General features: G+C 63.9%; 17 protein-coding genes and 1 pseudogene. 15 read left to right on the forward strand and 3 right to left on the reverse strand.

All coding sequences use genetic code 11. From position 1 onward, the window contains the following. Positions 1-192 precede the first annotated feature (192 nt). From J2X38_RS22235 to J2X38_RS22245, 3 genes are all read left to right on the forward strand, one after another. Positions 193-588, forward strand: coding sequence for a cupredoxin domain-containing protein (locus J2X38_RS22235; RefSeq protein WP_197411996.1), 396 nt, complete (start codon positions 193-195; stop codon positions 586-588). A 248-nt stretch (positions 589-836) separates the two neighbouring features. After that, the gene (locus J2X38_RS22240) at positions 837-2,981 is read left to right on the forward strand and encodes a TonB-dependent siderophore receptor (protein WP_231728233.1); all 2,145 of its coding nucleotides are present in this window, start codon (positions 837-839) and stop codon (positions 2,979-2,981) included. Positions 2,982-2,997: 16 nt separating this feature from the next. Further along, a complete protein-coding gene (locus tag J2X38_RS22245) occupies positions 2,998-3,498 on the forward strand; it encodes a DUF1440 domain-containing protein (RefSeq protein ID WP_066551370.1) in 501 nt (166 codons plus the stop codon). 98 nt (positions 3,499-3,596) lie between these two features. Here the strand turns inward: J2X38_RS22245 and J2X38_RS22250 are convergent, their stop codons facing one another. Next, the gene (locus J2X38_RS22250) at positions 3,597-3,926 is read right to left on the reverse strand and encodes a hypothetical protein (RefSeq protein WP_125458964.1); all 330 of its coding nucleotides are present in this window, start codon (positions 3,924-3,926) and stop codon (positions 3,597-3,599) included. Between the two features lie 952 nt (positions 3,927-4,878). Between J2X38_RS22250 and J2X38_RS22255 the strand changes: the two genes are divergently transcribed. The 8 genes from J2X38_RS22255 (at position 4,879) to J2X38_RS22290 (ending at position 11,434) form a co-directional block, all read left to right on the forward strand. Next, positions 4,879-5,169, forward strand: coding sequence for a hypothetical protein (locus J2X38_RS22255; RefSeq protein WP_231727568.1), 291 nt, complete (start codon positions 4,879-4,881; stop codon positions 5,167-5,169). Between the two features lie 20 nt (positions 5,170-5,189). Beyond that, positions 5,190-5,609 (forward strand): periplasmic heavy metal sensor, encoded by a 420-nt coding sequence (locus J2X38_RS22260; protein ID WP_030541565.1) that lies wholly within the window; start codon positions 5,190-5,192, stop codon positions 5,607-5,609. Beyond that, positions 5,606-6,178 carry an RNA polymerase sigma factor gene (locus J2X38_RS22265; protein WP_004212943.1) on the forward strand — a complete coding sequence of 191 codons (573 nt, stop codon included), beginning with the start codon at positions 5,606-5,608 and terminating at the stop codon, positions 6,176-6,178. The genes J2X38_RS22260 and J2X38_RS22265 overlap by 4 nt, the downstream gene beginning before the upstream one ends. A gap of 100 nt (positions 6,179-6,278) precedes the next feature. Continuing rightward, positions 6,279-8,285, forward strand: a complete 2,007-nt coding sequence (locus J2X38_RS22270; protein ID WP_030541566.1) for a copper resistance system multicopper oxidase — start codon at positions 6,279-6,281, stop codon at positions 8,283-8,285. After that, complete coding sequence (locus tag J2X38_RS22275) at positions 8,275-9,588, forward strand: copper resistance protein B (protein ID WP_058818200.1); 1,314 nt, start codon at positions 8,275-8,277, stop codon at positions 9,586-9,588. The genes J2X38_RS22270 and J2X38_RS22275 overlap by 11 nt, the downstream gene beginning before the upstream one ends. 20 nt (positions 9,589-9,608) lie before the next feature. Further along, positions 9,609-10,019 carry a DUF305 domain-containing protein gene (locus J2X38_RS22280; RefSeq protein WP_405053484.1) on the forward strand — a complete coding sequence of 137 codons (411 nt, stop codon included), beginning with the start codon at positions 9,609-9,611 and terminating at the stop codon, positions 10,017-10,019. A 61-nt stretch (positions 10,020-10,080) separates the two neighbouring features. After that, positions 10,081-10,530: a DUF411 domain-containing protein gene (locus J2X38_RS22285; protein WP_046407136.1), complete on the forward strand. Its 450-nt coding sequence runs from the start codon at positions 10,081-10,083 to the stop codon at positions 10,528-10,530. A 367-nt stretch (positions 10,531-10,897) separates the two neighbouring features. After that, positions 10,898-11,434, forward strand: a complete 537-nt coding sequence (locus J2X38_RS22290) for a DUF2231 domain-containing protein (protein ID WP_030541569.1) — start codon at positions 10,898-10,900, stop codon at positions 11,432-11,434. 212 nt (positions 11,435-11,646) lie between these two features. Here J2X38_RS22290 and J2X38_RS22295 read toward each other — a convergent pair. Continuing rightward, positions 11,647-11,772, reverse strand: a pseudogene (locus tag J2X38_RS22295) (DUF305 domain-containing protein); the annotation flags it as partial. 24 nt (positions 11,773-11,796) lie between these two features. After that, positions 11,797-12,780, reverse strand: coding sequence for an NAD(P)/FAD-dependent oxidoreductase (locus tag J2X38_RS22300; RefSeq protein ID WP_231728232.1), 984 nt, complete (start codon positions 12,778-12,780; stop codon positions 11,797-11,799). Between the two features lie 223 nt (positions 12,781-13,003). On the opposite strand from J2X38_RS22300, the gene copC reads away from it, so the two are divergent. The 4 genes from copC (at position 13,004) to J2X38_RS22320 (ending at position 19,439) form a co-directional block, all read left to right on the forward strand. After that, a complete protein-coding gene (gene copC, locus J2X38_RS22305) occupies positions 13,004-13,372 on the forward strand; it encodes a copper homeostasis periplasmic binding protein CopC (RefSeq protein ID WP_030541571.1) in 369 nt (122 codons plus the stop codon). Positions 13,373-13,376: 4 nt separating this feature from the next. Beyond that, complete coding sequence (gene copD, locus J2X38_RS22310; RefSeq protein ID WP_058818198.1) at positions 13,377-14,303, forward strand: copper homeostasis membrane protein CopD; 927 nt, start codon at positions 13,377-13,379, stop codon at positions 14,301-14,303. 249 nt (positions 14,304-14,552) lie between these two features. Next, positions 14,553-17,240 carry a vitamin K epoxide reductase family protein gene (locus tag J2X38_RS22315; RefSeq protein ID WP_058818197.1) on the forward strand — a complete coding sequence of 896 codons (2,688 nt, stop codon included), beginning with the start codon at positions 14,553-14,555 and terminating at the stop codon, positions 17,238-17,240. A 264-nt stretch (positions 17,241-17,504) separates the two neighbouring features. After that, positions 17,505-19,439: a cytochrome c/FTR1 family iron permease gene (locus tag J2X38_RS22320; protein WP_310257599.1), complete on the forward strand. Its 1,935-nt coding sequence runs from the start codon at positions 17,505-17,507 to the stop codon at positions 19,437-19,439. Positions 19,440-19,526: the final 87 nt, after the last annotated feature.

Consider the following 19,526-nt stretch of genomic DNA (forward strand, 5'->3'; position numbering starts at 1 on the left):
AAAACCAGTCGGCCGACTAAATCCCCGGGATGAAGGGGTCCTTTTTGCACGCCGATCACCCCACGAAGGGGGTGCCTATTGCACGCTGATCCTCACCCTTTCTCGGGATTTTCGCTTCGATGCAGCTTTTGAACGGCCAAAAGAGCCTGCGGCTCAATCCGTGCTATGATACGCTTGTAATGGGGATGTTCGATGCGCTCGCTAAGCCTCGCTGTTTGCGGCCTTCTTCTCGCGGGGCCTGGCTTTGCTCAATCGCCGAACTGGTTGAACGCCCGGACGATCGAAATCGACATGAAGAATTTCGCTTTCGTTCCAGCCACGATCACGCTTCAACGCGGTGCTCCCTACCGCTTGCGCTTTGTTAACACGGCAGGGGGCGGCCACAATTTTGTCGCCAAGGCCTTTTTCGAGCAAGCCACTATTGACCCTGCCAGCCGGTCGACGATCAACAAGGGTGAGGTCGATCTGGGAGGCGGAGAAAGCGGGGACGTGCGCCTGGTTGTCAACCGGATCGGAACCTACGACGTGCATTGTTCGCACTTCATGCACTCGATTTTCGGCATGAAAGGCAAGATCGTCGTCCGGTGAGCGTCACTGGCTCGGCTCTCTTCCATGTCATGGCTGAGGACGTTCGGCGTAATGCAACGGCAAAGCCAACTCAGGCTCTGATAAGTGATCTCGTCGGGCTTCGTAACATTGCCGTAGTCCGTTTCGCTGGCCTCATATTTTAGAGAGCAAGCCAACGGGCCCGACAGCGACCACCCCGAAGGGCTATTGCGACGCACTCTCAAATCATCTATTGCGTTGGTTGAGAAAGATTCGCAAAAGGGCTGACTGTGAGAAATCTTGGTATCGGAACTGTGCTCGGCTTCGGGCTGCTCACCGTCCCGGCAATGGCCCAGGACCAGCTGCTATCGGGACCCGGCAGCACATCGCAAACGATCATCGTGACCGGCGTCCGGGACGGCTATCAGGTCGATGCGAGCAGCACCGCCACCCGCACACCGACCGATCTCAACGACGTCCCGCAAGCGGTCTCGATTATCACCGAGGCGCAAATCGACGACCAGGCGATGCGTTCGATCGCCGACGTGCTGCGCTATGTCCCCGGCGCGGTGATCTCTCAAGGTGAGGGCCACCGCGATCAGATCATCCTGCGCGGGAACAGCAGCACCGCAGACTTCTTCGTCGATGGCTTGCGGGACGACGTGCAATATTATCGCGGCCTCTACAATGCAGAGAGGATCGAGGTTCTGAAAGGTCCCAACGCGATGATCTTCGGGCGCGGCGGCGGCGGGGGCGTAATCAACCGCGTCACCAAGCGCCCTGTCGCCAACGCCTTCATCAGCGGCAGCGGTTCGGCGGACACATATGGCGCATGGTATGTCGACGCCGACATCAGTCAGCCACTCAGCGAGTCCGTCTCCACCCGGATGAACGCCGTTTACGAGGAGTTCCGAAACAATCGCGACTTCTATGACGGGCGCCGGGTTGCGATCAACCCGACCGTCGCGCTCTCGCTCGGCGGTGCGACTCGGATCGATCTGGGCTTCGAATATAACAGCGACAAGCGAACGATCGACCGAGGCGTCCCCTCGGCCGTTCAGGGCTCGCTGACGAGCCCGTCACGCCCGCTCACCGGCGCCCGCGACACCTTCTTCGGTGTGCCGGGATTCAACGTCAGCGATTTCGAGGCCAAGGTCCTGAATGGGCGCGTCGAGCACCGCTTCAGCGACAATCTGACCCTGACCAGTCGGGTCCTGTATGGTGATTACGACAAGCTCTATCGGAACGCCTTTCCGGTCACCCCGGTCACGTCGCGCGGCGGCGTCCAGAGCGTCGGCCTCGAAGCGTATAGCGATCCCACGACACGCAAGAACCTGCTCAACCAGAACGACCTTGTTTGGAGGGTCACCACTGGACCCGTCCGCCACGTGCTGCTCGCTGGCTTCGAAATTAGCGACCAGCGCACGCGCAACCAGCGGATCAACGGCTTTTTCGGGGGTGGTGATATCGTCAACGGGGGGCGGCGCGTCTTTGTCGGGTTGGCCGACCCGATCACGGTGCCGCCGGTCACGCTGCGCACCACTCCCAATACCGGCTACCGGTCAATCCGCACGAACGCCGACGCCGCCGCCTTCTATGTGCAGGACCAGATCTCGATCGGCGACCATGTCGATCTGATCGGCGGCGTTCGCCGCGACCGCTTCACGCTTAACGTCGACGACCTGGTTGCCGGGCAGAGCTATCGCCGGACCGACACGCTTTGGTCTCCCCGAGTGGGCGTGGTGCTCAAGCCGGTGCAACCTGTCTCGATATACGCCAGCTATAGCCGGTCCTTCCTGCCGCAGTCGGGGGATCAATTCTCATCGCTCGATGTCACCAGCGCCGCGCTGGAGCCGGAGAGGTTCGACAATTACGAGCTTGGCCTCAAATGGGATATCCGCCCGACGCTGAACCTGACCGCCGCCATCTACCAGCTTGACCGCACCAACACCCGCGCGGCCGACCCCAATGACCCCGCACGGACGGTGCTCACGGGCGCGCAGCGCAGCAAAGGGCTCGAACTCGGCCTTAGCGGCGCGATCACACCCCAGTGGCAGATCAGCGCGGGCTATGCGCTGCAGGACGCGACAATTCGCAAAACGACGAGTGCCGCCCCGGCCGGGCGCGAGGTTCCGCTGGTTCCCAAACAGCAGGCTTCGCTGTGGACCCGCTACGACCTCACCCCTCGCCTTGGGGCCGGGGTCGGGGTCTATCACCAGTCGAGGAGCTTCACGTCCATCAGCAACACCGCCATCCTGCCCGCCTTCACCCGCGTCGATGCCGCCGCATTCTTCAAGCTCACCCCCCAGATCGAGGCGCAAATCAACGTCGAGAACCTCCTCAACAGCAACTATTTCTCGTCCGCCTACAACGACAACAACATCATGCCCGGTGCGCCGATGACAGTGCGAGCGACGGTTAGAATGAGCTTTTAGACAAGGCGCCGGAGAGATGGATGTGAACACAGAGCGCGTAATCGAAGGCGCTGTGACGGGCGCGGCGGCGGGGTTGGTGGCCTCGTGGGTAATGTCCGAGTTCCACGAAGCCTGGAAAGCCGCTTCGGGCGATAGGGATGTCGGAGACGAGCCCAACACCGTCAAGGTGGCCGACGCTGTAACGGAAGCTACCGTAGGGAAACCGGTACCGGAGGGATATCGTGAGCCTGCGGGAGCAGCTGTTCATTACGGCTTTGGGGTGTTTCTCGGCGCTCTCTACGGAGCCGCGGTGGAGGTTCGCCCAGAGACCAGCGCTGGGTTCGGAACCGCCTACGGAGCGGCGGTGTCGCTGGTCGCCGACGAGATGGCGATGCCGGCGTTGGGCTTTAGTCCCCCCGCTTCGGAGGTCGCGGCTTCGACGCACCTGCGCGGCTTTGTCTCGCACCTAGTTTTCGGCGTGGCTCTCGAAGTGGCGCGGAGGCTCCTAATTGCGGGTGTCAGAGCAAAGATTGCCTAAAGCCGCACGCCCGCGACCTTCTCCGTACTCTTGCGTGTCAGACGCGTTGTCACTCTTCAGAAGTGACAACGGCGCGGTGGCCCGCGCCGTTGTGCATCCTAGTGGTTGTAACCATGCTCGTTGTACCGGCGCGCGTCGCGACGCGCATGACGTACTTCCCGGCGGTAGTCCCGACGGGCGTGCCGGTTCGAGGCGTAGCCATAGTTGCCGTAATTGGAATAACCGTTACCGTAACTGCTATGCCCTTGGCCTTGGTAAGAGCCGTAACTTCGGCCGTGACCCTGCGGTTCAACATAGCCATAGCCTTGGCTGTAGTAGCTCTGGTTCTGATACCCATGGCCGTTGGATTGGCCGGCATGGGCCGGCGGTTCGGCGAGGGCCGGTGCGGCTACGATGAGTGCCAATCCGGCGATCGCGAGCTTGAACATGTTCCTTCTCCACAACTACGCTCGTCGTACCGCGAGTGGCCGATCGGGCTGGAGAGATGTGTGCGCCGAACGTGCTGAACCGGGTTTGAATAGTCTCGGCAGCTCGCGTGAAGACGGGACGGAAGCACCTTACGCCGGGAACTCGTCTCAGCTCGGAAGTCGAAGCTTACCAGGCGCGCGGAGCCGTCCGCGGCACCCTTTTGCCCCTTTCCCCCATATCCTAAGCCGTTTCCCTCTCGCTGTCCTGCGGGCTTAAAGTCGGCTCCGCGGTCCGGCTTATGTACCTGATCCGGTGGCGGGCACCGGACGGGCTTTCCAGAGTCTTCGGGACAAACCCAGGCTGAGCACGACGGCGAATGCCGCCAGAACGCCGGGAAAGACGAACGACGCGACCCTCACCGTCAGGCCGGACTCTAGCTCCAGCTGGAGGAAAAGACGGCGGTCAGGGCATTTGAAATGTGGGGCGTCAAGGATTGCTCGGGCGCTTTTCGCAGGGTAAGTGCCGTCCCCTCAACGAGCTACCAGGCTCGACTCGGTGACGCGCTCATCCGTGCCCGCGCAATTTGAACGCTAACGTCATCGGAAATAGCAAACATCGCGCCGTCGCCCCAGCCCGTTCACTGGCCTCAGGCCGGCCTTGGGGGTGGGTTGATATCAAGGCGTGGCCGCCCGATTGGGCCGCCCTCATCGTTCTGAACGGGGGTTCTGCGACGGCGAGGCCGCGGAACCGCATCGATTGCCGGTCTGCGTGTCATCCGACCGATTTTGACCTCCCATAAAACAGGGAATTCGAACAGCGGGACGCGTTTGCCCGGCCTGTCTAGCGAGCTGCCAGCGATTGGACGCAATGGAAGAGTGCGCAGCCGCGTCCGGGGGGTGTGTGACATTCGCTCGCTTCGGACTCGAGGGGTGTTCACCGGCCGTGCGTAATGGATGTGAGGACGGCGGAGGAATGAACATGGACATGAATTTAGACAGCGCGTTGCGCCGCCTTGCCGAGCAACCGCTTCATCCACGGCTTGCTGAACTGGAAGGCGATGTCATGCGGTTGATCGCGGCGGAGCGGCGCGCGGGCGGCGGAGTTACGCTGCGATCCGGCATGCTGGCAGCGCTAGGCGCAGTCGCCTTGGGAGTGGTGGGCGGCGGATTGTCGTCCGCAGCGACGACTGCGCAGGTGCCGACGCTAACACCCTTCGGGCCTGCCATGCCGCTAGCGCCTTCGACCTTACTCGCGTTCCAGTGACGAGCGGCGCCCGGAGGACGATGCTGATCGCCATCGTCGCGTTCGTGGCGGCGGTCGCAGGCGTGTGGGCTGGACGTGAGTTATTCCCCTCCCCGCCAAGCCCGGGCGTTGAGCTTCACAGCTTGCTCCACGACGGGCTCGAGCTGGACGAAGCTCAACAGACCAAGCTCCAGATGCTGGAGTCTCACTTCACCGTTCGAAGGCGTGCCTTGGAGCTGGAACTCAGAGCCGACAACGCCCGGCTCGCCGCCGCCATCGAGGCCGAACATGGTAACGGGCCGCAGGTCGCGGCCGCCGTCGATCGTTCGCACGGCGCGATGGGTGAGCTCCAGAAGGAGACGTTGAACCATATGTTCGCGATGCGGCAGATCCTGCGGCCCGACCAGGCGAGGACGTTTGACCGCGCGGTGGTGAAGGCGCTGACCGCAGACGCGCGGTGAGCCTTGATCTCGCGGCCTGCACGGACGGCGAACTCGCCGCCTTGACGCTCGCCGGACGTCAGGCTGCGTTCGCTGAGATCATGCGGCGGCACCAAAGACCGGTCTACCGCCTGATCCGCTCGCATATCGGCGACGCCGAAGAGGCGCTTGACCTCACTCAGGAATGCTTCGTGGCCGCCTTTCAGAACTTGCGAAAGTATGACGGAGATCGGCCGCTCGCTGCGTGGCTGACCCGCGTGGCGATCAACAAGAGCCGCGACTGGCACAGGCGGCGGCGCATACGCCAGATACTATCGTTCGCCTCTTCGCTGCCGCCCGACACCATGGAGAGTGAGCGGGACGAGGCACCGGGTGCCGACGCCATCACCTTCGATCGCGCAGAGCTCGCGCGGCTTTCGCGCGCGGTGTCCGAGCTGCCGGCCACGCTCAAGGAGACGCTTTTGCTGCGGACCGTGGAGGGCTTGTCCCAGGCGGAAACCGCCGCCGCGCTGGGGATCAGCGGAAAGGCCGTGGAGACGCGGCTCCGGCGTGCGCGTGAAAGATTATCGAAAATTCTCGACTTCGCGTGAGGGGATGAGCCTATTTGCGCGTAATGAAAGATAAGGTCGGCGCCCCCCCCCCCCCCCCCCGCCGCCGGCCGCAAGCATTGAACTGGAGCGAAGGAAAGGCATGAGCCGCAATCTAAACCGGCGCGACGTAATGCGCGGAACCGCCATGCTTGGCGGCACGCTGGCCATGTCGGCCTACCTGCCGGCTTGGGCGCAACCTGTGTCGCGCGGCATCGCCAGGCCCCTGCCGACCGTGTCGGGCACAAACATCGCGCTGACGATCGACAGGATGAAGCTCGTCATGGACGGGATCACGACGCCGGCAATCGGCGTCAACGGCACCGTGCCCGCACCGCTCGTCCGCCTCCAGGAGGGCCAGAACGTCCGTCTCGCAGTGACCAACAATCTCGACGAGGATAGCTCGATTCACTGGCACGGGCTCATTCTGCCGTTCCAAATGGACGGCGTGCCCGGCATCAGCTTCCCTGGCATCAAGGCGCGTTCGACCTTCGTATACGAATTCCCGATCTTGCAGTCGGGCACCTACTGGTATCACAGCCATTCGGGCGAACAGGAGCAGGCAGGGCTCTACGGACCCATCGTGATTGATCCGGCCGGTGCCGACCCGATCGCGTTCGACCGCGAGCATGTGATCGTCCTCTCCGACCATAGCGAAATGACGGGCGAGGAAATTTTCCGCAAGCTCAAGCAGATGGGCGGCGCCTATTTCAACTATCAGCGCCCGACGCTGAGCGGGCTGCTCGCCGGCCGCGAGATGCGCCTCAAGGATCGGATGGAATGGGGCAAGATGCGCATGGACCCGGCCGATATTGCGGATGTTACGGGGTCGACCTACACCTTCCTCGTCAATGGCTTTGGCCCTTACGACAACTGGACGGGCCTCTTCCGACCGGGCGAGCGGGTTCGGCTGCGCATCGTCAATGCTGCGGCGCAAACCAACTTCAACGTGCGCATCCCTGACTTGCCGATGACGGTGGTGCAGGCCGACGGCCAGAACGTCCGGCCGGTAACCGTGGACGAATTCCAGATCGGCGTCGCGGAAACCTTCGACGTGATCGTGACGCCCGAGGACCGCGCCTACAGCTTCGTTTCCGAGGCGATCGACCGATCCGGCATGGGGCGCGCGACACTGGCCCCGCGCGAGGGCATGATCGCCCCGGTCCCGCCGCTCCGCCCGCGCACGTTGCTGACCATGACCGACATGGGCATGGACATGAGCGGGATGGAGGGGATGTCCGGTATGGCGGACGAGAACCCGGTCGCAAAGCGCGGGCCGGATCCCACGTTGATGCAGAATGCCTCGCGCAACCTGTGGAAGCTCACCGGGTGGAAAGAGCCCACCGATCACGGAACGAAGGCGGTAGGCGCTGCGATGGCCGGCATGGCTGGGATGGGGGGCGACCAGATGAGCGGCGCTATGCCAGGGATGGACCATAGCCAAATGGCGGCGGGCGCTGCCGGGATGGCGGGCATGGACCATGGTCAGATGAGCAGCGGCGGCATGGCCGGGATGGATCATGGGTCAGGCGGCAGCATGGACATGAACATGCGCAACCCCAAGAACGCGCCCGGCGTCAAGATGGGGCCGGGAGTGCAGACCATCTCGCCGATGCCGAAGGACCGCACGGGCGAGCCGCCGCAGGGGCTGGAGGACGCGGATCATCGCGTGCTCACTTATCGCGATCTTGTCGCGCTCGACCGCAACCCGGACGTTCGCGCCCCGTCGCGTCAGTTGGAGATCCACCTGACGGGCAATATGGAGCGCTACATGTGGGGCTTTGACGGCCAGAAGATGAGCGACCCTGCCGACCCCATCCCGTTCCGCAAGGACGAGCGCGCGCGCGTCACCCTGGTCAATGACACGATGATGCCGCACCCAATTCATTTGCACGGCCACTTCTTCGAGCTGGTGACCGGACATGGCGACTTCGCGCCTCGCAAGCACACGGTGAATGTGGCGCCCGGCGGTAAGATGACATTCGACGTAACGGCCGATGCGCCCGGCGACTGGGCGTTCCACTGCCACAATCTTTATCACATGACCGCGGGGATGATGCGTGTCGTGACGGTTCGCCCGATGGGCGAGGAGAACCGCGATGCAGCCTAAGTTCCTCTTGATCGCTGGCGGCGCGGCACTTGGCCTCGCAAGTCCGGTGGCCGCGCAGATGGACCATTCCAATATGCCGGGCATGAAGATGCCGCCGTCAAATACGCCAGCGGTGAAAAAGCCGGCCGCTAAAAAGCCGGCCGCCAAGAAGCCCGCAGCGACCAAGCCCGTCGCGCGCAAAGCGTCCCCAAAGCCCGCCGCTAGATCGACACCGCCCGCGAAAACGGGATCGGGGGCCAAGCCCGCTGCGAATCAGCCCGCCAAGCCTCCGGCCCCTGCAACGATCGTTGCCGATCCTCACGCCGGTCATGACATGACGACCATGCCGGGCATGAATACGCCTGGAGCCAACCCCAACCCCAATACCGCGCACGACATGTCGGCCATGCCAAGTGCCTCCGGCGGTGCCGCCTCCGGCCAGCCAAGCACCAGGCAAGGCATGGACCATGGATCGATGCCGGGAATGGGCCAGAGTTCGGGCGCGATGCAAGGCATGCCGGGACACGACATGGGAAGCATGCCCTCAGCCACGGGCGCGGCGATGATCGGCACCAACCTGCAGGCCGGCACCGCTCCGCCGCCGCCCATCCCGACGGATCGGGCCGCGGACCAGGTCTACTCTGCCGCTGCCATGGCGCATTCGCAGCAGCATCTGCGGTCGATGCACGGCGGGCAGAATTTCTCCCAGGTCATATTCAATCTGGCTGAAGTCCAGATCCGGGACGGTCGCGATGGTTACCGGTGGGACGGCAGTGCCTGGTATGGGGGTGATATCAACCGGCTGGTGCTCAAGACCGAGGGCGAAGGGAATATCGGGGGAAGTCTGGAAGCGGCGGAGGTACAGGCGCTTTATTCGCGCGCCATTGGCCCATACACCGATATACAGCTTGGCGTCCGCTACGATTTCAAGCCCAACCCCTCGCGCGTCTATGCGTCGGTCGGCTTCGAAACGCTGGCACCCGGCTTCTTCGATGTCGAGGGCGCGCTATTCCTGTCCAACAAGGGCGACCTGCTCGGGCGCCTGGAAGGCTATTACGATCAGCGGATCACGCAGCGGCTAGTCCTTCAGCCCCGCGCCGAATTAAACTTCGCCGCGCAGGACGTGCCGGAAATCGGCATCGGCTCAGGCCTTTCCACGGCCGAACTCGGTCTGCGTCTCCGCTACGAGATCAGGCGCGAGTTCGCGCCCTATGTGGGCATATCGTACGACCGCAGCTTCGGGGACACGGCTCGCTTCGCACGCGCCGAAGGCCAGGGGGCGGCGTCGACCAGCCTAGTTCTGGGCATTCGCACATGGTTTTGAGGCCGACTAGTCTTGTCGGGTTGGCTGAGGTCAAGAAGGAGAAGTCGATGTTCAAGACAGTAACACTTCTGGCTCTGGCCGCGACGTCGGCGAGCCCCGCTTTGGCTCAGCAGCAGATGCAGGGCATGGACCATTCGAAAATGCAAGGCATGAACCACGACAACATGCCTGGCATGAACACGCCTTTCATGCCCGCCGAAATGGCGATGCACGAAAAGATGATGAAGGCCAAGGGCGCTAATGCGAGCGAGACGTGGGTCCGCAAGATGATCGAGCATCACCGCGGTGCGATCGCCATGTCGCAGATCGTTCTCCGGGAGTCGCCCGATGCGAAGACCCGGCAAATGGCCCAGAAATCGATTGCCGAGCAGAACAAGAGCATCGGTGAACTCCAGGCGATGCTCCGGTCGATGGGCAAGCGTCCTCAGTAATAAGCCTCGTTCCTCCCGCCCCCAGCGAGGAGACGGGAGGAACGACCAAGGAGATTTTTCCATGAAGTCAGCGTTGCGATTTGCGCTTACTGCCGCAGCCTTGTTGGTTCCGGTTGCCGCCAGCGCGGCTACCCCGATCGTTATGCACCGCGACCCCGGCTGCGGCTGTTGCGCCAAGTGGGCGGCGCAGGTGCAGCAGCAGCTCGGCCGTCAGGTGCGCGTCGTCGATGATCCCAACCGCCCGGCGCTGCAGAAGCGCGCGGGCGTTCCCGCGGACGTCTCGTCCTGCCACACCGCAATCGCCGATGGCATCGCTTTCGAGGGCCACGTGCCGATCGCCGACATGAAGCGGGCTCTTTCGACCCGGCCCAAGGGCGTGCGAGGCCTCGCGGTCGGCGGCATGCCGTTCGGCTCGCCAGGAATGGAAGTGCCGGGCGTCAAGGCGCAAGCCTATGACGTGGTCGCCTTTGGTCCCAGCGGCCGCCGCCTGTTCGCCCGCCACGGCAGCTGATCGGTCGATGTTTTTTGGCGGAGTGGCATGACGCGGTCGCCGCAGCCAGCGTAGCTGTGGCGTCCAGTCCGTCTTGAAGAGCAGACGGAAAGTTTCACAAAGGAAGCTGGGCAGGTGAGGGAAGAAGGCGCGGCGTGCGTAAACTGGATTGAAACAACACGGTTCAAGGGGTTGGGTGATGGGCGGTAAACGAGGCGGGGCTTTCGCTCTACTCCTTGCGGTTGCAATCTCAGTAAGCACGTCGGCATCGGCGCACGAAGATCACGATGCGCTCGGGGCCGGTCCCGGGCCGGCCGCTAGCAGCGCAGCCGAGACGCAGAAAGCAGATGGGGCGGACGCTGGCGACGGCCACATGGGCATGGGCTCTATGTCGACCGTGGACATGAACATGGGCGGCCGCGACATCGCCGGCGACGACATGGACATGGGCGGCATGCACGAGGAGACCGCCAACAAGAACAAGACTTTCGGCGAACGGCTTGTGAGCTGGCTGGGCCGGGTGCATACCATGGTCATTCATTTTCCCATCGCCCTGTTCATCGGTGCGTTCGGGGTGGAGCTGTTCGGGTTGTGGCGCCGCAACCGGGATTATCAGCATGTCGCACACATAATGCTGGTCGTCGGCGCGCTGGGAGCGATCGTGGCGGCGTTCCTGGGCTGGTTCGCAGGCGGGTTCTACCTGACCGACCGCAACCCTATCCTGATGACGCATCGCTGGCTCGGGACATCGATCGCGGTCTTCGGCGTCGCGCTGGCTTGGATGGCAGCGCGCCACCGCAAGGGTCCCGAGCGGTCGCGGTCGTTGTATTGGGCGGTGCTTGGCCTGATGACACTCGCGATCTCAATCCAGGGGTTCCTCGGCGGAACCTTCATGCACGGCGGAATAAACCACTTGGCGTTCTGAGGGGCCCCGACGCTTAGTAGCCGGTCGCGTGTTGGCGCGCTGCGAAGGAGAATGCGACGAAATGCGGCAGCGCCGACCTTCGTGCCGTAGGCCTTTTCAAGCATAGCGTCGGATGCCGCCGGCGAGCCCGGCCCCGCTAGGGCGTGTCGAGCAACCCCCGACGCTGGTAATAGCACACTGTCTCGATGCACTCCCGCGCAAGCCTCGGGATCGTGGTGCGGGATCATCGAACGGAGGAAGGCCGTGTCGCCGATCGTCGTGTGGATACGAATAAGCGCGAAGCAGCCGAAGAAGATGACAAGCGAGCCGGCGATCAGCGCTTTGTTGGCGGCTTTCGCTCGGTGCACCGCCAGTGGCTCCCACTACGTCGGCGGTACGCTCCGAGCGGGATACAGCCCGGCGATGGCGGACGACAATCCGCTGTCGCGGTCGCGCAACAGATTATGGATTGCAGTCGCAGCGATTGCCGCTTGCCCGGCTGCGACGCTGATCTGATCGAGCCCTTCTACTACGTCGCCGACTGCGTACACGCCATCAACCGAGGTTTGTTGGTGGGCATCGGTCAGCACGCACCCTAATTTGCTGAGCTTCGCGCCCAGCAAAGTGGCAAGCCGCGTCCGAGGCGACGAGCCGAGCGCAGGGTAAAGCGTGTCGAATTGCAGCTCCAGGCCATTGGCCAACCGCACCTCGACACAGTCGCCAAGACGCAGCTGCTCGACAGGCGAGGGGGCGACATCGATGCCCTGCTGGTTCAGCTTGGCAAGTTCGGTCGGCCCGAGATCGAGCGAGCGCTCAGCCAGAAGCGTGACCTTGGCCCCATAAGCCCTCAGGAATTCAGCTTCTTCAGCGCCATGACCACTGCCGCCGAGCACCGCCACGTTCATCCGCCGGGCCTCATAACCATCGCAGATCGGACAATAGCGGAGAAGCCCACGCGCCACGCCGATGTCATGCATCGCATCGGGCATCTCGGGACGCCGGTTGAGGACACCGGTCGCGAGGACAACGGTCCGCGCGCGCAAGATGTTCAGTTCGCAGGTTGCCGAGAAGTGGTCGCCTAAGGCGACAATTGCGTCGATCTCACCGCTCTGGACCGTACCGCCATATTCGCGCAGCTGAGCCTGCAATCGCGCAAGAAACGCGACGCCGGAAATGCCTCCGGGAAATCCTGGCAGGTTGCGCGAGTGCGGGATGGAGGCGACGCGCCCTGCCGCCGCGTCATAGACGACGCAGCTCCTGAGAAACCGCGACAGATAGATCGCGGTCATGAGGCCCGCTGGACCGCCGCCCACAATCAGACAGTCGATGACCTCCTCGGGGTCGCCCGTCCAGCCTTGATCGGTCAATCGCAACCTCATCATTACCCCGCGCATGCGCCCGTCCAGGCCCGCGGCCACAGTTCGTCTCGAGAGGAGACGCGGTGAAAAGCGCCCCATGCTCCCTTCTGAATACGCGCCGCCACCGCCGGCCCCTCATCGAGAGCGGTGCGTCGGCACGAAAAAGATCGTGAGGGGTGACCCGCCCGGCTGCGTAATACAGGTGAACCCAATCGAAATGGAGATTACCCTGATGCGTCGCTTGTTCATCACGACTGCCGCCGCAGCCTTATTCTTCGCAGGCGGCGTGGCGAACGCGCACCCGAAGCTGGTGTCCTCCAGCCCCGCCGCCAACGCGGCCGTCGCGACCCCCGAGAAGATCAGCCTTCAGTTCAGCGAGAAACTCGTGCCGGCTTTCTCCAAGGCCGACCTTACCATGGCAGCGATGCCGGGCATGGCGGCCATGAAAATGCCCAGCAGCGCCGCAGTCGGCGCCGATGGCCGGACGCTCACCATCACCCCGAAGCAGCGCCTCCCGCGTGGGCGCTACAGCGTCGGCTGGCAGGTCGTCTCTAGCGATACACACAAAATCACCGGCAGCTACAATTTCACGGTGAAGTGAGCGAATGCTCGACTGGCCGACCGTCGCCATCCGCTTGGCGTTGTACCTGGTCCTGGCGGCGCTGTTCGGCCTGTCGGCCTTCAGCCTCTACGGCCTTCGCCTTGGCGAGCGCGATGATGCAATCGCGCTGCGGCCTTGGCTCACGGCAAGCGCGGCGCTCGGGTTGCTTCTCTCGGCCGCTGGCCTGATCCTCATGGCCTCGGCGATGGCCGGATCTCCGTTCTGGCCGATCGATCAGGCTGCTGCGGCCGCGCTGCTCGGAGGGTCGGCGGTTGGCACCGCCTGGAAGGTGCGTATGGTGGCGCTCGTCATCGCCGGCGGTGCAGCCCTGCTGGCGCGAGGCAGAGCATCATGGCTGGCTATGGCCATGATTGCGGCAGCCGCGGCATTGGCGACACTCGCGTGGAACGGGCATGGTGCCGCGAGCGAGGGAAGCACGGGATGGCTTCACCTCACTGCGGACATCCTCCATCTCCTTGCTGCCGGTCTGTGGGTCGGGGCGCTGTTCGGATTGCTTCTCCTGATGGCGCGGCGCGCCGAGGAGATCGATGCTGCGCACCTTCGGCTGACCCATCGCGCCCTGCACGGGTTTGGCTCCGTTGGTACGCTCGTTGTTGTTACCCTGGTGGTAACTGGTTTGATCAACAGCTGGCTGCTCGTCGGCCCAGCCAATTTCGCGGCCTTGGGGACGACGCTCTACGGCCTGCTGCTGCTCGCCAAGCTGGTTTTGTTCGCAGCGATGCTGGGGCTCGCTTCGCTCAATCGGTTCCGCCTCACGCCGGCCTTCGAGCGCTCGATTGCCATGAACGACCATGGCGGGGCGCTTACGGCGCTGCGGGTCAGCCTTGCGGTCGAGACAGCCTGCGTGATCGGCATCCTGGCGCTCGTGGCATGGCTAGGCACCCTCGCGCCACCCGCGTCGGGCATGTAAGCGCTATGGACCAACCGTCCACGCAAGCGCCGCTCAGGCCTTCCACCTTCTTTTACCCACTTACGCGGCTTAACCCTCGCCTCCCAAGACACCCCCCGCTTGGACTGAGCTTACGTGTCCGACGCCCTAAGTCGCCCACAGGCGCTTGCGGGAAGGCCGCGTCGCGCTGCAAAGCTGGGCGTGCGAGAGGGTTGGTCCGGGTGGGCCTGTCAGTGTTTTCAGAGATGAATGAACAAGGGTGGCAAAGTCATGACCGATGGCAAACGCAGTGAAGCCGGCAGCGGCCAGGGTGGCGAAGTCGTCCTCATCACGGGTGCGAGCGGTTTTATCGCCGCAGCGCTGATTGCCCAGCTCGGCGAGCGCTACACGGTCGTCGGCCTTGATCGCGCCGGCCCTCCCGACCCACCGCCGCCCGCGGCGGCGATCGACATAGACCTCGGGTCAGACGAAGCGGTCCGAGTTGCGCTTGACGAGGTGCGCGCACGGTACGGCAACCGCATCGCCTCGGTGATCCACCTCGCCGCCTATTATGATATCACGGGTGACCCCAATCCGCTCTACGACAAGGTCACCGTGCAGGGCACCCGCCGGCTGATTGACGGGCTGCAATCGTTCGAAGTCGGACAATTCGTCTTCGCCAGCACGATGCTCGTTCATAAGCCGACCCCCACACCCGACGAGCGCATCAACGAGGACTCGCCGATCGGCGCGTCCTGGGCCTATCCGCAGTCCAAGGTCGACGCCGAGACATTGCTGCATGAGCGCCACGGAAACATCTCCGTCGTTTATATGCGCGCCGCCGGAGTTTACGACGACGACGGACGCTCGGCTTTTCTCGCGCAGCAGATATCGCAGATTTACGAGCACCGCCTGATTTCGCATTTTTATCCCGGCATGCTGTGTGCGGCGCAGTCATCGGTGCACCGCGACGACTTGGCTGACGCCGTGCTGCGTCTGGTCGATCGGCGGCACGAACTGCCGTCAGAACTGCCGCTGCTCATCGGCGAGCCCGACGCACCCGGCTATGCCGAGATCCAGGACATCGTCGGCGAGGCGCTCCACGGTGAGGGCTGGAAGACGATCCGGATTCCGCAGCCGCTCGCGAAAGCCGGGATCATCCTGCAGAACGAAGCGCTCGGCAGCGACGACTTCATCCAGCCCTGGATGATCGACAGCAGCAACGACCACTATATCCTCGATGTCTCCCGCGCGCGTTCGCTGCTCGGATGGGAGCCGAAGCACAATCTTCGCGACTCGCTGCCGACGATCGTTGCCGCGTTGAAGCGTCATCCCGGCGCCTGGTATCGGAACAACAAGCTCAACGAGAACCTGGTCGCCTGGAACGACAATCAAGCTTCCAAACCTGCGGAGCCGGACCACCGCCAAGCTGAAGCGGCAGTCGCCGGAATGGCCGGTATGGATCACGGCGGGATGGACCACAGCAAGATGGACCACGCGGCGATGGGGCACGAGACCGGCGGCGCGGGCGCGGCGATGTCGGGCCATGGCGGGCACGGCGATCACATGGCCTTGATGGACCGCGATGAGCGCCGTGCCCGCTGGGCGCTTTACGCCAACATCGGTCTCGGTCTGTGGCTCGCCTCCAGCCCGCTCATATACGATTCCGTGACCACGCAGAGTGTCGGCGAAGCCGCGCGCTTCGTAACTATTGATCGCGGGCTGCCGTCGATCGAGTGGCGGGCGAACGCGCTGGCCATCAGCGACGTCGTCAGCGGGTTCGCCATCGCGCTGTTCGGTGCACTTTCCCTGTCAGCCCGCACGAAGACATGGGCGCAGTGGGCGGTCGCGTTCGTCGGCATCTGGCTGTTCTTCGCCCCGCTGATCTTCTGGAGCCCGAGCGCCGCTCAGTACAACAACAACCTGCTCATCGGCTCGGCCGTGATCGCCCTGTCGGTGCTCGTGCCGATGATGCCGGGCATGAGCATGGCGGGCATGATGGACCCCAAGAACATCCCGCCCGGCTGGACCTATTCGCCATCCACCGACGCACAGCGGCTGCCGATCGTCGCCATGGGTCTGATCGGCCTTCTCACCTCGCGCATCCTCACCGCCTACCAACTGGGGCATATTGACGGCGTTTGGGAGCCGTTTTTCGCCGGCTCCCTGAGCGATCCACGCAACGGCACCGAGGAGATCATCACCTCGGACATGTCCAAGGCCTGGCCGATTCCCGATGGTGGGCTCGGCACGGTCAGCTATGTCCTCGAGATCCTGATGGCGGTAATGGGCACCCGCGACCGCTGGCGGACCATGCCGTGGATGGTGACCTTCTTCGGCATCCTTGTCATCCCGCTCGGCGTCATCAGCATCTATTTCATCATCAGTCAGCCCATCGTCATCGGCACATGGAGCACGCTGGCGCTGATCGCCGCGCTCGCCATGCTGATCATGATCCCCTTCGCGCTCGACGAGGTGATTGCGATGGGTCAGTTCCTTCTCTGGGCGCGCCGGCAAGGCAAACCGCTGATCCGCACCTTCTTCCAGGGTGACGCGATAGAGGCGGGAGCGGTGGACGCGTCGGACGCGATGGCCTCGCCAAGCACCTTCTGGGCGGACGCAAAGAAGGGACTGACCCTGCCATGGACGCTGACTGCGAGCATCGTCATCGGCGTCCTGCTGATGCTGACCCGAATACTGTTCGGCACGGAAGGCGGTATGGCGAACAGCGATCACGTTGTGGGTGCGCTGGTCATCACGGTCGCGATCATCGCCACCGCAGAAGTTGCCCGCGCGCTGCGGCTGATCAACGTCGCGTTCGGAGCCTGGCTTGTGGCCGCGCCTTTCCTCCTCGACGGCGTTGGTCACCTTGGGGCCGTGGCCTCGGTCGTAGCCGGCATTGCGCTCGTCGGCCTCAGCTTTCCAAGGGGAAAGCGCAGCGCCGAGCATTATGCAAGCTGGGACAAGTACGTGATCTGAAAGTATCTTCAATCACTGCTTAGCCTCATCGAAAACCTTGATCGTGCATCGCACACCGTCACGCGCCTTCGCTGCCGCTTTTCTACCCCCCCGATCGTCTCCGGGTTCGCGGTCACGATCTTGTCGCCGGAGACGATCGCCCGCCAGCTCTCCGGCGGCGATGTTCATCATCCTGCCATTGGTGGTCGCGCACGCTGCCCAATACTGCTAATGAGAGCTGTTCGCATAGTCCGCGACGAGTGAAGCTTGGAATCGATCACCCATATGCCGTCACCTCTGGTCGCGCTGGTCGCGTCGCTTATGCTGCTGTTGATCCCCGCTGCGGCGATGGCCGATACCCGCGATGTTCAAACTGCTTGGCGTCTGCTCGACTATATGGCGGTCGATTATGGCGGTGCGGTCGCCAACGGCGCGGTCATAAGCGCGTCCGAATACGCGGAGATGACGGAGTTCGCCGCTGGGGTGTCGACGCGCCTCCGCGCACTTCCCGCGACGCCTGAGCGGCAATCTCTAATCCAAAGCGCTTCGCAGCTCGAAGCCGTGATCGGCCGCAAGGGATCGTCCCGAGAGGTCGCGACACTCGCGCATGGCCTCGCCGCCGATCTGCTCAAGGCCTATCCGGTGCCGCTCGCTCCCGCCAAGGCACCCGACCCCGCCATGGGAACAAGGCTATACGTCCAAAGCTGCTCGTCCTGCCACGGCCTCACCGGCGACGGACATGGGCCTGACGCTGCCAGACTCGACCCGCCGCCGATCGCGTTCACCGACGCCGAACGGGCGCGCCAGCGCAGCGTGTTCGCGCTCTATCAGGTGATAAGCCAAGGCATCGACGGGACCGCGATGCAGAGCTTCGCCGATCTGCCGAACGATCAACGCTGGGCGCTGGCGTTCCGCGCTGGCAGCTTCGCCCTGACCGACGCGCAAGCGGTCGAAGGCGAACGGCTGTGGAAGTCCCAGCCGAGCTTGCGGGCGCGGATCCCCGATTTGAAAACCCTGGTCGCGCTCACCCCCGCCGCGCTTGCGGGCAGCATCGGGCAGGCGAAAGCCGACGCGGTGCTCGCCTATCTGCGGCGCCACCCCGATCAGGTGATGCAACAAGCCCCGGGCTCGCTCGCGGTCGCTCGCTCCAAGCTTGCGCAAAGCCTCGCCGCGTTCCGGCGCGGCGACCGGCGCGGCGCAAAGGAACTGGCGCTGTCCGCCTATCTCGACGGGTTCGAGCCGATCGAACCGACGCTCTCGGCGCGCGACCCGGCGCTCATGTCCAGGATCGAAGGCGCGATGGGAGAATATCGCGCCGCTGTGGAGAGCAGCACGTCGGCCGATGATGTGGCCGAACGAGTGGCAGTGCTGGGCGGCCTGTTCGATGATGCCGAGGCGGCGCTCGCGCCCGACGCCGCGACGCAGGCGTCCACCTTCTTGGGGGCCTTTACGATCCTGCTGCGTGAGGGGCTGGAAGCTCTTTTGATCGTGGTCGCCATGATCGCGTTCCTCCGCAAAGCGGAACGGCCAGAAGCCTTGCGCTATGTGCATGGCGGGTGGATCGGGGCGCTCATCGCGGGCGGGCTTACCTGGGCCGTCGCCACCTATGCGATCGGGATCAGCGGCGCGAGCCGGGAGCTGACCGAAGGGTTCGGCTCGCTGTTCGCCGCGATCGTGCTGCTCTCGGTCGGAATCTGGATGCACGGCAAGGCCCAAGCCGATCAGTGGCAACGCTATATCCGGGAGAAAATGTCACGGGCGCTATCGAGCGGGTCGGGATGGTTCCTGTTCGGGCTCGCATTCCTGGTGGTCTATCGGGAGGTCTTTGAAACGATCCTTTTCTACGCCGCGCTCTCGACACAGGGTAACACCGCGATGCTGCTGGCCGGCGCCGGCGCAGCGATCAGCCTTCTCGCCGTCATCGCCTGGGCCATGCTCCGCTACAGCCGGACGCTGCCGATTACGCAGTTCTTCCGCTACAGCTCGTGGCTGATGGCCGCTCTGACGGTCGTGCTGGCCGGTAAGGGAGTCGCTGCCCTCCAAGAGGCGGGGATCATCGACATAGCGCCGCTCGCCAGCGTGCCACGTATCTCGATGTTGGGCCTGTTCCCGACATTTCAGTCGGTGCTGGCACAACTCCTGATGCTTGCCGTGATCGTGATCGGGTTTGCCTGGAACCGCCGCGCCAAGCCGCGGGCGGGCGGGCCGCTAGCCTACTAGCGGCAGGGCAGACAACGCCCCTCTCTAAAGCGTTGCCGCAACCCTGACCGTGCATCGCACCGTCTCACGCGCCTTGGCTCGCAATGT

This window comes from Sphingopyxis sp. BE235, assembly GCF_031457175.1.
Taxonomy (GTDB): Bacteria; Pseudomonadota; Alphaproteobacteria; order Sphingomonadales; family Sphingomonadaceae; genus Sphingopyxis.

What these genes read in the sequence shown, in the direction of transcription:
- J2X38_RS22235 (WP_197411996.1), top strand. Translation starts at nt 193, where the DNA reads ATGCGCTCGCTAAGCCTCGCTGTTTGCGGCCTTCTTCTCGCGGGGCCT.
- J2X38_RS22245 (WP_066551370.1), top strand. Translation starts at nt 2,998, where the DNA reads ATGGATGTGAACACAGAGCGCGTAATCGAAGGCGCTGTGACGGGCGCG.
- J2X38_RS22250 (WP_125458964.1), bottom strand. Translation starts at nt 3,926, where the DNA reads ATGTTCAAGCTCGCGATCGCCGGATTGGCACTCATCGTAGCCGCACCG.
- J2X38_RS22255 (WP_231727568.1), top strand. Translation starts at nt 4,879, where the DNA reads ATGAACATGGACATGAATTTAGACAGCGCGTTGCGCCGCCTTGCCGAG.
- J2X38_RS22260 (WP_030541565.1), top strand. Translation starts at nt 5,190, where the DNA reads ATGCTGATCGCCATCGTCGCGTTCGTGGCGGCGGTCGCAGGCGTGTGG.
- J2X38_RS22270 (WP_030541566.1), top strand. Translation starts at nt 6,279, where the DNA reads ATGAGCCGCAATCTAAACCGGCGCGACGTAATGCGCGGAACCGCCATG.
- J2X38_RS22275 (WP_058818200.1), top strand. Translation starts at nt 8,275, where the DNA reads ATGCAGCCTAAGTTCCTCTTGATCGCTGGCGGCGCGGCACTTGGCCTC.
- J2X38_RS22285 (WP_046407136.1), top strand. Translation starts at nt 10,081, where the DNA reads ATGAAGTCAGCGTTGCGATTTGCGCTTACTGCCGCAGCCTTGTTGGTT.
- J2X38_RS22290 (WP_030541569.1), top strand. Translation starts at nt 10,898, where the DNA reads ATGTCGACCGTGGACATGAACATGGGCGGCCGCGACATCGCCGGCGAC.
- copC (WP_030541571.1), top strand. Translation starts at nt 13,004, where the DNA reads ATGCGTCGCTTGTTCATCACGACTGCCGCCGCAGCCTTATTCTTCGCA.
- copD (WP_058818198.1), top strand. Translation starts at nt 13,377, where the DNA reads ATGCTCGACTGGCCGACCGTCGCCATCCGCTTGGCGTTGTACCTGGTC.
- J2X38_RS22315 (WP_058818197.1), top strand. Translation starts at nt 14,553, where the DNA reads ATGACCGATGGCAAACGCAGTGAAGCCGGCAGCGGCCAGGGTGGCGAA.
- J2X38_RS22320 (WP_310257599.1), top strand. Translation starts at nt 17,505, where the DNA reads ATGCCGTCACCTCTGGTCGCGCTGGTCGCGTCGCTTATGCTGCTGTTG.